The sequence below is a fragment of the Streptomyces sp. NPDC001508 genome (assembly GCF_040298665.1).
In the GTDB taxonomy this organism is placed as follows: domain Bacteria; phylum Actinomycetota; class Actinomycetes; order Streptomycetales; family Streptomycetaceae; genus Streptomyces.
Window position 1 is genome coordinate 1 of sequence record NZ_JBEPAP010000021.1, and the last position, 13,220, is coordinate 13,220.

The window sequence follows — 13,220 nt, forward strand, 5'->3', positions numbered from 1 at the left end:
CGCTGGTGGGCGCGGAGCGGGCGGCAAAGGTGGTCGCGCTGCTGAGCGAGGAGGCGCCGCGGGCGTACGGCGACGATCTCGCGGGCGCGGTGCGGACCGCGGGGCGCGGCGGCGACGCCTACGCGGGCCGGTGGCGGGCGGAGGTGCAACGGCTGCGGGCCGTCGCCGCCGAGTCCGGCCGCCCGGTCCCGGCGACGACCGAGCCCGGCACGGTCGACGCTGCCGCACCGCCCGTGACGTCGCCGCCGGCCTGGTCGGGTGGCCCGGCGGGGTCCGGCGCGGACCGGGCCGCGGGTGTCGTCGCCGCTCTCGCGTTTCCCGAGCGGGTGGGGCAGTGGTCCGGCGGGTCGTGGCTGATGGTGTCGGGGACGCGGGCGGAGGCCGCTGAGGGTTCGGCGCTGCGCGGCTGCGCATGGCTCGCCGTCGCCGCCGCGGACCGCCCCGTGGGCAAGGGCCACGCGCGCGTGCGGCTCGGGGCGGTGGTGGACGAGGACGTGGCCCGGCTCGCGGGCGGGGCGCTGCTGGACGGGCACGACGAGGTGCGCTGGGCCGACGGGGACGTCGTGGCGCGCCGGGTCGAGCGGTTGGGCGCCGTGGAGCTTGCCGTGCGGGCGCTGCCGGACGCCGCGCCCGCCCTGGTGCGCGAGGCACTGCTGGACGGACTGCGCCAGGAGGGGCTGGGACTGCTGAAGTGGTCCGCGGAGGCGGGCGTGCTGCGGCAGCGGCTGGCCTTTCTGCGGCGGCACTTGGGCGAGCCCTGGCCGGATGTGTCGGACGATGCTCTGCACGCGCGCGTGCAGGAGTGGCTGGAGCCGGAGCTGGGGCGGGCCCGGCGCCGTGCGGACCTCGCACGGATCGACGCCGGGCAGGCGCTTGCGCGGCTGCTGCCGTGGGCGGACGGCACGGCCGGGCGCCTGGACGAGCTGGCCCCGGAACGGATCACCGTCCCCAGCGGGTCCCGGATCCGGATCGACTACGGCAACCCGGAACAACCCGTCCTCGCGGTGAAGCTGCAGGAGATGTTCGGGCTGCACGAGTCGCCGGCCGTCGCCGGGGTGCCGTTGCTGGTGCATCTCCTCTCCCCCGCCGGGCGGCCCGCCGCGGTCACCGCCGACCTGGCCTCCTTCTGGAAGGACGGCTACCGGGGCGTGCGGGCGGAGCTGCGCGGTCGGTACCCGAGGCATCCGTGGCCCGAGGACCCGGCCACGGCCGAGCCGACCCGGCACACCAACGCCCGCCTCAGGCGCTGACCGGCCCGGAAACCGACCGGCTCAGGAACCGATTGGTTCAGGCGCCGACCGGCTCAGGAACTGACCGGTTCAGGCGCCGACCGGCTCCGGTTCGGACGCGTCGGCCCGCGCGGGTTCTTCCGGTCGGCGGCCGCGTGCCTCCAGGCAGAGGGAGAGGGCGAGCAGCAGGACGCCGAGGGACAGGAATCCCCAGGGCAGGTGGGACGTCAGCAGCAGGACGACGGTCCGGTTGTGCTTGACCAGGGACACCGTGTGCGCGATGTAGTCCTCGCGCATCTTCACATGGCCGGCGAACGCCGTCACCCGGTCCCGGCCGCCGAGCAGGGTGCCGCCGCGCAGCTCCTCCTTGTGGATCTCCTCGCCGTAGACGGGCGCGCCGGTGACGGGCTCGACCAAGAACTTGCGGACCGTGGTGTACCAGCGGGTCGTGCCGGTCTTGGCGACCGACTCCGGGGTGATGCCCTCGACGGGCAGGGACTTGGGGAAGCGGACCTTGGTCCAGGGGACGGTCTGTTCGAAGAGGTAGACGGGCAGCCCGCGGAAGTTCCGGGTGCCCTGGTAGTGGATGGGGCTGGTGGTGCGGGTCTGCGCGTCGAAGTACTCGTAGTCCCGCTTCTCGGTGAGGAAGGGCCACTTGAACTCGATGCCGTCGCGTCGGACCGGGTCGCCGTCGACCATCTCGCCGGTGGCGTGGACGGGTTCCTGGGAGTGGGCGTCGAAGATGTAGCGTTCGGGGATCTCGGAGACCGTCTTGCCGTCGGGGCCCCGGACGTAGGAAAGGCCGTCCCAGACGACCACGTCCCGGCCCGCCGTCCGCTCGACCTTCCTCGATGCCTCCACATTGCCCTTGAGCGTCTGCACGATGGTGACCTCGGAGACCTTCCGTGCCTTCATCGTGCCGTAGTCGAGGAGGGTGGCGCCCTTCGCCTCCAGGACCATGTCCTGGTACTGGTTCGGCGGGATCTTGGCCAGGCGCGGGAAGGCGTACCAGCGCACCAGCGGGGACAGCGCCGCGAAGAACACGGCGAGGGCGAGCAGGACCAGGCCGGCCTTGCGGCGCATCTCGGCCTCCCTCCCAAAGGGGCGGTTACGGGTGTGCGGGCACGGTCGTCAGCAGCGGCTTCGGGGACGTCCTGCCGTCCGGCAGGCCCATGACGGTGATGGCGAGGACCACGGCGAACGCGAGGACGAGACCGGTCGCGGCGGCGATCAGGGCACGCATACGGGGCCTCCCCGGACGGTCGGAACAGCCGGGCACGGAGCGGGCACTTCGCACAACTCCGGCCGGACATCGTGAACTGATGGCTCGTCAGGTCCGGCACCGTAGCAACGGGAGGGCGAGATGAGAACACGTCGTACACGGACGAGGGCGCCCCTCCGTACAAAGCGGAGGGGCGCCCTCGCAGGGAGCGTGCTGTCTGCGGCCGTTACGACGTCGCGGAGGCGGTCGGCGACGGGGCGGACGGGCTCTCGGCCGCGGTCACCGTCAGCTCGACGGTCAGCGTCGCGCCGCCGGTGGTGGTGATCCGCAGCAGGAACGTGCCCGTGGTGTCGTCCGCGTACAGCTTGGGCAGCGTGATCTGGCCGTTCGCGTCGGTCACCAGGCCGCTCAGGGCGCGCACGGCGTTGCCGTCGGCGTCCTTGAAGTAGGGGCCCTTGTCGTTGGCGGAGGGGTCGTCCGCCGACGTGACCAGGGTCGCGGTGGCCGCGACCCCGTCCGCGACCGCGCCCTGGTACGTGGCCTTCACGGTGACCTGGTCGGCGAACTCGCCGCCGGCCGGGCAGGTCAGCGGGGCTTCTCCGGTGCGGGCCAGGGCGTCGGCCGCGCGTGCGGTGACCGTCGCCGTGTAGTCGAGGGCCTTGACCGTCGGGCGGCCCACCACGGCGGCCCGGACCGCGAAGTCGCCGGTCTTCTGGCCCGCCTTCAGCGCCGGCGCGACGGCCACGCCCTTGCTGTCGGTGGCGACCGTGGCGACGCGCTCGCCGCCGGCGAAGGTGGCGTCGGTGTCACCGATCAGGGTGAACCGGACACGGACCTTGCCGACGGCCGCGTCGGCCTTGGTCTCGGCGCGTGTGCTGATCTTCTTGGTGAAGGTGTCGCCGGCCATCGCGGAGAGCCGGGCGGTGCCCGCGTCGGCCAGGTGGTCCACCGTGTCGGTGGGCGTGGCAGGCGTGGCCGGCGGGGACGGCGTGCTCGGCGGGGACGGTTCCTGGGGTTTGGGGGTGTCGCTCGGCTTCGGCGGCTTCGGCGTCGACCCGCCCGGCTTCTGGGGCGACGGCGAGGGGTCGACGCGGTCCGGTCCGTCGCTGCGGTTGCCGGGCAGCCGGCCGGTGCCGTCCGGGATCGAGTGGATGCCCTTGCGGTAGTACTCCAGCCACGACAGGACGGTGTTGAGGTAGTCCTGCGAGTTGTTGTAGCTGAGGATCGCCCGGTCGAGGTCGGCCTGCACCGACAGGTCCCAGCCGTAGCGGCACAGGTAGTGGCCGGCCGCGAGCGCCGCGTCGTAGATGTTGTTGGGGTCCTTCTTGCCGTCGCCGTTGCCGTCGCGGCCCGCCCAGGCCCAGGTGGACGGGATGAACTGCAAGGGGCCCACGGCCTGGTCGTACAGGCTGTTGCCGTCGTACTCGCCGTTGTCGGTGTCCTTGATGAGCGCGAAGCCGTTGCCGTCGAGCTGCGGGCCGAGAATCGGGCTCAGGGTGGTGCCGTCCGCGTTGACCCGGCCGCCGCGGGCCTGGCCGGACTCGACCTTGCCGATGGCGGCGAGCAGTTCCCAGGGCAGGTTGCAGCCCGGCTTGGCGGAGCGCAGCTTCGCCGCGGCCTTCTTGTAGGCGTCCAGCACGGTGGCCGGTATGCCGGCCTCGGTATCGCCCTGGGTGACCGGGGTACCGGCGCTCGACGACGGGCTGGGGCTCGGGCTGTTGAGGGGCGGCAGGTCCGTGTAGTACGGCGAGTTGCCCGTGGCGTTGTGCTCGGTGTCCTTCTCCGATGCGGAGGCACTGGTGCCCGCGGCGGCCCGCTGGTCGGGGTCGGCCGTACCGCCCGGGGCCTGGGACGCCGAGAGAGCAGCGACCGCCGCCGCGGCCGCCGCGGTCGTCGCCGCCCCCTTACGCAGCCTCCTGCCGAAATGCGCCGCCATAGAGTGAACCCCTCCCGTGGACGCCCCGGCGCCCGTCTCCGACTGCCTGCTCGCTCTGTTGTGACGGTTGACCCGGGGCAGTGGTTGCCCCGCTGCGCCGTGCCTGTACGCCCGGTGATCCGTCCGGCCCTGCGTCACGGCGGCGACCCAGGTGACCCTACGGCAACTGGCTTTGCTCGGGCACCCGTTGCAGCCCGGTTTTCACCGGTTGGCCATATGCCGTTGCGGTGGCGGAAGTCCCCCATACTTGGCAGACGCGATCACTGGGTCGGCGCAGCGGCCGACGACCGCTTCAGGGGGCCCTCGTTGCCGTTCACTCTCAGCCACGCCGCCGCCGTGCTGCCCGCGGTGCGCGCGGACGGGACCGGGCGGGGGCGGCTGGTGCCCGCGGTGCTCGTCGCCGGGTCCTTCGCCCCCGACATGACCTTCTACGCGGCGAGCGTCCTGCCGGACGCGATGCGGTTCGGGGCGGTCACGCACTCGCTGGGCGGCGTCCTCGGCGTCGACGTGCTGACCGCGTGGGCGCTCGTGGGGCTGTGGCTGCTGGTGCGCGAGCCGCTGGTGGCGCTGCTGCCACGGGCGTACCGGGCACCGGCCGCGGCGCTGCTTCGGTGCGGGGCGCCACGCGCGCGCGTGCGGCCGGCCACGGTGGCGTGGTGGTACGTGTCCGCCGTCCTCGGTGCGCTGACCCATGTGGGGTGGGACGCGTTCACGCACCACGGCCGCTGGGGCACACGGCTGGTCCCGGCGCTCGACCGGGACCTGGCGGGCGCGCCGCTGTACTGGTACCTGCAGTACGGCGGCTCGGCGCTGGCCGCGCTCGTGATCGCCGCGTTCGTCCTGCGCGCGGTACGGCGGGCGCCCGCGCGCGAACCGGTGGGGGTGCCGGTCCTGTCCGTACGGGACCGGTGGTGGGCCGGTGCCGTGATCGGTGGCTGCGCGATGGTCGCGGCGGTGGAGCGTGCGGTCCGCTGGTGGGCGTACTGGCGCGCCACGGCGCGGCCCTGGGAGCTGGTGCCGGCGGTGTGTTTCGGGGCCGGCGCGGGGCTTGTGCCGGGGCTTGTGGTGTGCGCCCTGAGGGTCAGGGCGTGGCGTCCGGTCCCGGTTCCGGTTCCCGCCGGTCCCGGAGGGGACGGGACGGAGCGGAGCCGGCCGGTCGCTCGGTGACGGTGGCCACGAACACGGTGATGGTGCGGGGCGGGCGCGGCCGTGGGAGCAGGGTGAGCAGCAGCGCGAGGTAGCTGCGGGCCAGCTCGGTCCAGTGGCGCCAGCGCGGCGTCGGATCGCGGCGGGGGGCGGGCCCCCCGAGTCGCCGCCCGATGTCCTTCACGGCCTTGCGCACCGTCGTCTTTGAGGCGGTGGGGATGCGGGCGGTGCTTGCGTCGGCCGCGAGGGCCGGGACCTGCGGGGGCGGCAAGGACGGGGCCGTGGCGGTGTCCGCCCTGGCCGTGATCCACGCCTGTGCCGTCCGGCGGTGGAGCATGCGTATACCCATGCCCGCATCCTTACGGGCGGGCGGGGCGGGGGCGTTCTGGCGGGGGCCACGTGAGTGACGGTGCCCTGCGGGGCTTGGCCGGGGTTGTGCGGGGTGCTTGCCGGCACCGGGCCGTGCGGGGTGCCTGGCGGCGCCGGGCCGTGCGGGGTGCTTGATGGCGGCTGGGGTGCGAGTTGGCCGGCGGCGCCGAGGGGTGCGGGTTGGCTGGTGGCACCGGGTCATGCGGGGTGCTTGATGGCGGCTGGGGTGCGGGTTGGCCGGCGGCGCCGGGTTGTGCGGGGTGCTTGATGGCGGCGGGGGTGCGAGCTGGCCGACGGCGCCGGGGGGTACGGGTTGGCTGGTGAGAGTCGGAGCGGTGAGTTCGGCACCGCCGTCATGCGCCGTCGTGGTTGCTCGCCGTTGCGGCGGATATCTGGGTGCGGCTGGGATCTCGGGTGCGGCTCAGACCTGGGGGACGGCTGAGGCATGGGGGCGGCTGACAGCTGGGAGCGGCTGAGATCTCGGGTGCGGCTCAGACCTGGGGGACGGCTGAGGCATGGGGGCGGCTGACAGCTGGGAGCGGCTGGGATTTCGGGTGCGGCTCAGACCTGGGGGACGGCTGAGGCATGAGGGCGGCTGACAGCTGGGAGCGGCTGAGATCTCGGGGCGGCCCAAACCTGGAGGCGGCTGAGGCATGGGGGCGGCAGACATTTAGGGGCGGCTGGGATTTCGGGTGCGGCTCAGACCTGGGGCGGCTGAGGGCTGGGGGTGGTCGGTGGGGAGGGGGTCGGTGGGGGCTTGCTGGGGGCTCCTGGGCGGGCATCGCTGATTGTTGTCAGGCTCGCCCTCAACCGCACCGGGGCGGGCCCAAGAGCCGTCAGAAACGGCCTAGTGGGCTGCGGATTCCCAGTCGGGGCCTGCGCCGACGGAGACGTCCAGGGGAGCCCTGAGCTGGACGGCGTCGGCCATCTCGCGGCGGACGATCCGCTCCACGGCGTCGCGCTCGCCGGGGGCGATCTCCAGGACGATTTCGTCGTGGACCTGGAGCAGCATGCGCGAGGTGAGGTCCGCCTCGCGCAGCGCCCGGCCGACGTTGAGCATGGCGATCTTGACGATATCGGCCGCCGTGCCCTGGATCGGCGCGTTCAGGGCCATCCGCTCGGCCATCTCGCGGCGCTGACGGTTGTCGCTGTTGAGGTCCGGCAGATAGCGGCGGCGCCCGAACAGCGTCTCCGTGTAGCCGGTCGCCCGCGCCTCGTCCACCACGCGGCGCAGATAGTCCCGCACCCCGCCGAACCGCTCGAAGTACGTGTCCATCAGGGCACGGGCCTCGGCCGCCTCGATGTTCAGCTGCTGGGAGAGACCGAAGGCGGACAGCCCGTACGCCAGGCCGTAGGACATCGCCTTGATCTTGCGGCGCATCTCCGCGTCCACCGCGAGGCGGCCCACCGAGAACACCTGCGAGGCGACCGTGGTGTGCAGGTCCTCGCCCGAGGTGAACGCCTCGATCAGGCCCTCGTCCTCGGACAGGTGGGCCATCACGCGCAGCTCGATCTGGCTGTAGTCGGCGGTCATCAGGGATTCGAAGCCGTCACCGACGACGAAGCCACGGCGGATCGCGCGGCCCTCGTCCGTGCGGACCGGGATGTTCTGCAGGTTCGGGTCGGTCGAGGAGAGCCGGCCGGTGGCCGCGACGGTCTGGTTGAACGTGGTGTGGATACGGCCGTCGGCCGCGATCGTCTTGATCAGCCCCTCGACCGTGACGCGCAGCTTCGCCTGCTCGCGGTGGCGGAGCATGATGACCGGCAGCTCGTTCTCGGTCTGGGTGGCGAGCCAGGCCAGGGCGTCGGCGTCGGTGGTGTAGCCGGTCTTGGTCTTCTTGGTCTTCGGCAGTGCCAGCTCGCCGAAAAGTACCTCCTGGAGCTGCTTGGGCGAGCCGAGGTTGAACTCGTGCCCTGCCGCCGCGTGGGCCTCCTTCACCGCCTGCTGCGCGGCTCCCGCGAACATCTGTTCCATGGCTTCCAGATGGGCCCGGTCCGCCGCGATGCCATGCCGTTCCATGCGGGCGAGCAGCGCCGAGGTCGGCAGTTCGACGTCCCGCAGCAGGTCCGCCGCGCCGACCTCCCGCAGCCGGCCCTCGAACGCCTCCCCCAGGTCGAGGACGGCGCGGGCCTGGATCATGAGCGCCTCCGCCTCTGCGGCGTCGTCCACGCCGAAGGCGAGCTGGCCGTCGGCCGCGGCGGCGGGCGCCAGCTCACGGCCCAGATACTCCAGGGACAGCGCGTCCAGGTCGAAGGAGCGGCGGCCCGGCTTGACCAGGTAGGCCGCGAGCGCCGTGTCCATGTCGACGCCGTCGATGCTCCAGCCGTGCTCGGCGAAGACCCGCATGGCGCCCTTGGCGTTGTGCAGGACCTTGGGCCGGCCCGCGTCCGCCAGCCAGGCCGCGAAGGCGTTCTCGTCGGCCTCGTCCAGCTCGGACGGGTCGAACCAGGCGGCGGGCCCGTCGGCCGCGGCGAGCGCCACCTCGGCGACCGAGCCGGTGCCGAGCGCCCAGGTGTCGACGGTGGCGACGCCCAGGGGCCGTGTGCCGTGCTCGGCGAGCCAGGGGCCCAGCTCTCCGGTGCCGAGCACGGCGCCGTCCAGTTCCACGCCGCCGACCGCGACCACGGTGGTCTCGGCCTCCTCGGCGCCCGGGTCGACGGCGAACAGCCGCTCACGCAGGGACGGGTTGCGGATCTCCAGGGTGTCCAGGATCAGCGCGACGCTCTTGCGGTCGTACGGGATGCGCTCCAGGTCGGCGACCGTCTTCGGCAGCTCCACCTGACGCTCCAGCTCGGTGAGCCGACGGTTGAGCTTGACCGATTCCAGATGGTCGCGGAGGTTCTGCCCGGCCTTGCCCTTGACCTCGTCGGCGCGCTCGACCAGTTCCGCGAAGGAACCGAACTGGTTGATCCACTTGGCGGCCGTCTTCTCGCCGACGCCGGGGATGCCCGGGAGGTTGTCGGACGGGTCGCCGCGCAGCGCGGCGAAGTCGGGGTACTGGGCGGGCGTCAACGTGTACTTCTCGAAGACCTTCTCCGGGGTGAAGCGGGTCAGCTCCGAGACGCCCTTGGTCGGGTAGAGCACCGTCGTGTGCTCGGTGACCAGCTGGAAGGAGTCGCGGTCACCGGTGACGATCAGCACCTCGAAGCCCTCGGCCTCGGCGCTGGTGGCGAGTGTGGCGATCACGTCGTCCGCCTCGTACCCGTCGACGGCGAAGCGCGGGGCGTGCATCGCGTCGAGCAGTTCACCGATCAGCTCGACCTGGCCCTTGAACTCGTCCGGGGCCTTGGAGCGGTTCGCCTTGTACTCGGCGAACTCCTCCGAACGCCAGGTCTTGCGGGAGACGTCGAAGGCCACCGCGAAGTGCGTGGGCGCCTCGTCGCGCAGCGTGTTGGCCAGCATCGACGCGAAGCCGTAGATCGCGTTCGTCGGCTGGCCCGTCGCGGTCGTGAAGTTCTCCGCGGGCAGCGCGAAGAACGCGCGGTAGGCCAGCGAGTGCCCGTCCATGAGCATGAGCCGGGGACGGTTACCGCCGGAGGTCTTGTCGGTCTTCTTCGATGCTGTCTCTGCCACGAACCCGATCCTGCCACGCCCCACTGACAACCGGCCCCGGCCCCGCGCTCCGACCGCGGTCGCGCGACGGTGGGGAACAGATGTCGCACGGCGCGGGCAACAGACGTCGCACGGCGCGGGCCGGGGCCGCGGGCGGGGCCTGCGACCGGCCTCGATGGTTGTCACCGCCGCGTGGGAGTATCGAATGCGAGCGCACAGATGCAGTCGTCGAGGGGAGCGCGCGGTGGCGACGAAACCGCCGAAGGGTGATCCGGTCCAGGACGCGCCGCGGATCGGCGCGCCCCAGCATGCGGCGGCGGGGCTGCCGGCCGTCGGGCACACGCTGCGGATCGCGCAGCAGCAGATGGGTGTGAAGCGCACCGCGCTGACCCTGCTGCGGGTCAATCAGAAGGACGGCTTCGACTGCCCGGGCTGCGCCTGGCCCGAGCCGGACCACCGGCACACGGCGGAGTTCTGTGAGAACGGCGCGAAGGCCGTGGCCGAGGAGGCCACGCTGCGCCGTGTCACCCCGGAGTTCTTCGCCGCGCACCCGGTCGCCGATCTGGCCGCCCGCAGCGGCTACTGGCTGGGACAGCAGGGGCGGCTCACGCACCCCATGTACCTCCCGGAGGGCGGCGAGCACTACGAGCCGGTCTCCTGGGAGCGCGCCTTCGGCATCGTCGCCGACGAGATCGCCGCGCTGTCCTCGCCCGACGAGGCCGTCTTCTACACCTCGGGCCGCACCAGCAACGAGGCCGCGTTCCTCTTCCAGCTGTTCGCGCGGGAGCTGGGCACGAACAACCTGCCGGACTGTTCGAACATGTGCCACGAGTCGTCCGGCTCGGCCCTCTCCGAGACCATCGGCATCGGCAAGGGCAGCGTCCTGCTGGAGGACCTGTACAAGGCCGATCTGATCATCGTGGCCGGCCAGAATCCGGGGACGAACCATCCGCGGATGCTCTCGGCCCTGGAGAGGGCCAAGGCCGACGGGGCGAGGATCATCAGTGTCAACCCGCTGCCCGAGGCGGGCCTGGAGCGGTTCAAGAACCCGCAGACCCCGCAGGGCATGCTCAAGGGGGCCGCGCTGACCGATCTGTTCCTGCAGATCCGCATCGGCGGCGACCAGGCGCTCTTCCGTCTCCTCAACAAGCTGATCCTGGAGGCCGAGGGCGCCGTCGACGAGGACTTCGTCCGTGAGCACACCCATGGCTACGAGGAGTTCGCCGCGGCCGCCCGCGCCGCCGACTGGGACGAGACGCTGACGGCGACGGGCCTCACGCGCGCGGAGATCGACCGGGCGCTGGCGATGGTGCTCGCCTCCGAGCGCACGATCGTGTGCTGGGCCATGGGTCTCACCCAGCACAAGCACTCCGTGCCGACCATCCGCGAGGTGGTCAACTTCCTGCTGCTGCGCGGCAACATCGGGCGTCCGGGCGCGGGCGTGTGCCCGGTGCGCGGCCACTCGAACGTGCAGGGCGACCGGACGATGGGCATCTTCGAGCGGCCCGCCCCGGCCTTCCTCGACGCCCTGGAGAAGGAGTTCGGTTTCGCCCCGCCGCGTGAGCACGGCTACGACGTGGTCCGCGCGATCCGGGCCCTGCGCGACGGCGACGCGAAGGTCTTCTTCGCGATGGGCGGCAACTTCGTCTCCGCGTCCCCCGACACCCGGGTCACCGAGGCGGCCATGCGGCGCGCGCGGCTGACCGTGCACGTGTCGACGAAGCTCAACCGCTCGCACGTGGTCACGGGCGCGCGTGCGCTGATTCTGCCCACTCTGGGCCGCACCGAGCGTGATCTGCAGGGGGCCGGCGAGCAGTTCGTGACCGTCGAGGACTCCATGGGCATGGTGCACGCCTCCCGGGGCCGGCTGGAACCGGCGAGCCCGCGGCTGCTGTCCGAGCCGGCGATCGTGTGCGGGCTCGCGCGCCGGGTGCTCGGCGCGGACAGCGTGGTCCCCTGGGAGGAGTTCGAGAAGGACTACGCGACGATCCGGGACCGCATCGCGCGCGTGATCCCCGGTTTCGAGGACTTCAACGCGCGCGTGGCCCGGCCCGGCGGTTTCGCGCTGCCGCACGCCCCGCGTGACGAACGCCGCTTCCCGACGGCCACGGGGAAGGCGAACTTCACGGCGGCGCCGATCGAGTACCCGAAGCTGCCGGAGGGCCGTCTGCTGCTCCAGACGATCCGCTCGCACGACCAGTACAACACCACCGTCTACGGCCTGGACGACCGCTACCGGGGCATCAGGAACGGGCGCCGGGTGGTGCTGGTGAACCCCGAGGACGCGCGCGAACTGCGGCTGGCCGACGGGTCGTACGTCGATCTGATCGGCGAGTGGCGGGACGGCGTGGAGCGGCGGGCCGCCGGGTTCCGGGTCGTGCACTACCCGACCGCGCGGGGCTGTGCGGCGGCGTACTACCCCGAGACCAATGTGCTGGTGCCGCTGGATGCCACGGCGGACACCAGCAACACCCCGGCCAGCAAGTCCGTCGTGGTGCGTCTGGAACAATCGGCAACCGACTGAGCTTCCCCGGACTGCGCCCCGGGGGCACCCCCGGTTCAGCGGAGTTCCAGCGAGCGGATCACGACGAACGGAGCCTGGTCGATGGGCGAGCAGCAGCACGTGAAGTTCCCGCAGGAGATCGTCGACGAGTACGCCGCGCTCGGGGTGGATCTGCCGGCCCTGTTCTCCGCGGGCCATCTCGGGACGCGGATGGGCGTGCAGATCCTCGAGGCGTCGGCGGAGCGGGTCGTCGGGACGATGCCGGTGGAGGGGAACACCCAGCCGTACGGGCTGCTGCACGGCGGCGCGTCCGCGGTGCTGGCGGAGACGCTGGGCTCGGTGGGGTCGATGCTGCACGGGGGCAGTTCGAAGATCGCCGTGGGCGTCGATCTCAACTGCACGCACCACCGGGGTGTGCGGTCGGGCCTGGTCACCGGGGTGGCAACGCCGCTGCACCGGGGGCGGACCACGGCGACGTACGAGATCGTGCTCAGTGACGAGGCGGGTCGGCGGGTGTGCACCGCCCGGCTGACCTGTCTGCTGCGGGAGGTCAACGCCGACGACGAGGCCCGGGTCCGTCCCGCGCAGGGCTGACGGCTGCCCGCGCCGAGCCGTTGAACCCCGCCGCTCGGGCCCGTGACTTCGGCTCATGGGCCGGCGAGGAGGCCCCCGCGCGGGGGTGACCGCATCCGCACCGGGGGTCGGGCCGGCGTCGGCGGCCGGGATTGTCGGCGGCCGGCTGTGGCGGGCCCGGCGGCCCGGGGACCACTGCCCGTCCCCCGGCCGGGGCTTCGGCGCCGACCGCCCCGTCAGCCCCGGTGACGTCGGCCGGATCGGCGGTTCCGTCGGTGACCTCCGACGCCGAGTTGTGCGCCAGGATCGTCGCCCACTGGTCACGGCAGGTGCTCGACGACGGCGCCTACGGCGACCACCGGTCGAGGGGACTGTCCAACGGGCAATGCGAGATCGTGCGGCGCGTCGTGGCCGCAGCGCGTGCCGTCGAGCGGCGTCAAGGCCCCTCGACGGCCGATGAGTTGATGGGCCGTCAGGCGCGCTCCGCCGAGGGGGGCCGTAATGCGCCGTCGTGCGGCTGCGGCAGCGTCGTGGCTGGTCGCGCACGCGCGGCGGGGCCGCATGGCTGATACACAGCCCCGCGCCCCCCTTCGGGGCGCGTCAAGGCGCCGGGGGCGCCTTTCCGGGCAAATGCGGGCTCTCCCCGCAAGATCACGATAACCATGCACGTGACGGAATGCGGAAAAATA

General features: G+C 72.7%; 10 protein-coding genes. 5 read left to right on the top strand and 5 right to left on the bottom strand.

The genetic code is table 11. From position 1 onward, the window contains the following. A partial coding sequence (locus tag ABT245_RS20090; protein WP_351735368.1) for an ATP-dependent helicase C-terminal domain-containing protein occupies nt 1-1,250 on the top strand: 1,250 nt, incomplete at its 5' end. Nucleotides 1,251-1,319: 69 nt separating this feature from the next. On the opposite strand, the gene pgfA is transcribed toward ABT245_RS20090, so the two are convergent. The 3 genes from pgfA to ABT245_RS20105 form a co-directional block, all read right to left on the bottom strand. Next, nucleotides 1,320-2,312: a cell envelope lipid trafficking protein PgfA gene (pgfA, locus tag ABT245_RS20095; RefSeq protein WP_351735370.1), complete on the bottom strand. Its 993-nt coding sequence runs from the start codon at nt 2,310-2,312 to the stop codon at nt 1,320-1,322. 25 nt (nt 2,313-2,337) lie between these two features. Continuing rightward, on the bottom strand, nt 2,338-2,472 hold the full coding sequence (locus ABT245_RS20100; protein WP_351735372.1) for an SPW_0924 family protein: 135 nt from the start codon (nt 2,470-2,472) through the stop codon (nt 2,338-2,340). A gap of 205 nt (nt 2,473-2,677) precedes the next feature. Continuing rightward, nucleotides 2,678-4,387 carry a lytic transglycosylase domain-containing protein gene (locus ABT245_RS20105; protein WP_351735374.1) on the bottom strand — a complete coding sequence of 570 codons (1,710 nt, stop codon included), beginning with the start codon at nt 4,385-4,387 and terminating at the stop codon, nt 2,678-2,680. A gap of 306 nt (nt 4,388-4,693) precedes the next feature. Between ABT245_RS20105 and ABT245_RS20110 the strand changes: the two genes are divergently transcribed. Continuing rightward, the gene (locus ABT245_RS20110; protein ID WP_351735376.1) at nt 4,694-5,554 is read left to right on the top strand and encodes a DUF4184 family protein; all 861 of its coding nucleotides are present in this window, start codon (nt 4,694-4,696) and stop codon (nt 5,552-5,554) included. Here ABT245_RS20110 and ABT245_RS20115 read toward each other — a convergent pair. After that, nucleotides 5,469-5,882: a hypothetical protein gene (locus tag ABT245_RS20115; protein WP_351735378.1), complete on the bottom strand. Its 414-nt coding sequence runs from the start codon at nt 5,880-5,882 to the stop codon at nt 5,469-5,471. The genes ABT245_RS20110 and ABT245_RS20115 overlap by 86 nt on opposite strands. A gap of 867 nt (nt 5,883-6,749) precedes the next feature. Next, nucleotides 6,750-9,476 (bottom strand): DNA polymerase I, encoded by a 2,727-nt coding sequence (gene polA, locus ABT245_RS20120; RefSeq protein WP_351735380.1) that lies wholly within the window; start codon nt 9,474-9,476, stop codon nt 6,750-6,752. A gap of 223 nt (nt 9,477-9,699) precedes the next feature. On the opposite strand from polA, the gene ABT245_RS20125 reads away from it, so the two are divergent. The 3 genes from ABT245_RS20125 to ABT245_RS20135 all read left to right on the top strand — a co-directional run bounded on the left by ABT245_RS20125 (nt 9,700) and on the right by ABT245_RS20135 (nt 13,100). Beyond that, on the top strand, nt 9,700-11,979 hold the full coding sequence (locus tag ABT245_RS20125; RefSeq protein ID WP_351735382.1) for an FdhF/YdeP family oxidoreductase: 2,280 nt from the start codon (nt 9,700-9,702) through the stop codon (nt 11,977-11,979). Nucleotides 11,980-12,060: 81 nt separating this feature from the next. Next, nucleotides 12,061-12,552 (top strand): hotdog fold thioesterase, encoded by a 492-nt coding sequence (locus ABT245_RS20130; protein WP_351735384.1) that lies wholly within the window; start codon nt 12,061-12,063, stop codon nt 12,550-12,552. A gap of 254 nt (nt 12,553-12,806) precedes the next feature. Then, nucleotides 12,807-13,100, top strand: coding sequence for a hypothetical protein (locus ABT245_RS20135; RefSeq protein ID WP_351735386.1), 294 nt, complete (start codon nt 12,807-12,809; stop codon nt 13,098-13,100). The last annotated feature ends 120 nt before the right edge of the window (nt 13,101-13,220 follow it).

Coding starts and splice junctions, on each gene's coding strand:
- ABT245_RS20105 (WP_351735374.1), bottom strand. CDS start 4,387: ATGGCGGCGCATTTCGGCAGGAGGCTGCGTAAGGGGGCGGCGACGACC.
- ABT245_RS20130 (WP_351735384.1), top strand. CDS start 12,061: ATGGGCGAGCAGCAGCACGTGAAGTTCCCGCAGGAGATCGTCGACGAG.
- ABT245_RS20115 (WP_351735378.1), bottom strand. CDS start 5,882: ATGGGTATACGCATGCTCCACCGCCGGACGGCACAGGCGTGGATCACG.
- ABT245_RS20100 (WP_351735372.1), bottom strand. CDS start 2,472: ATGCGTGCCCTGATCGCCGCCGCGACCGGTCTCGTCCTCGCGTTCGCC.
- pgfA (WP_351735370.1), bottom strand. CDS start 2,312: ATGCGCCGCAAGGCCGGCCTGGTCCTGCTCGCCCTCGCCGTGTTCTTC.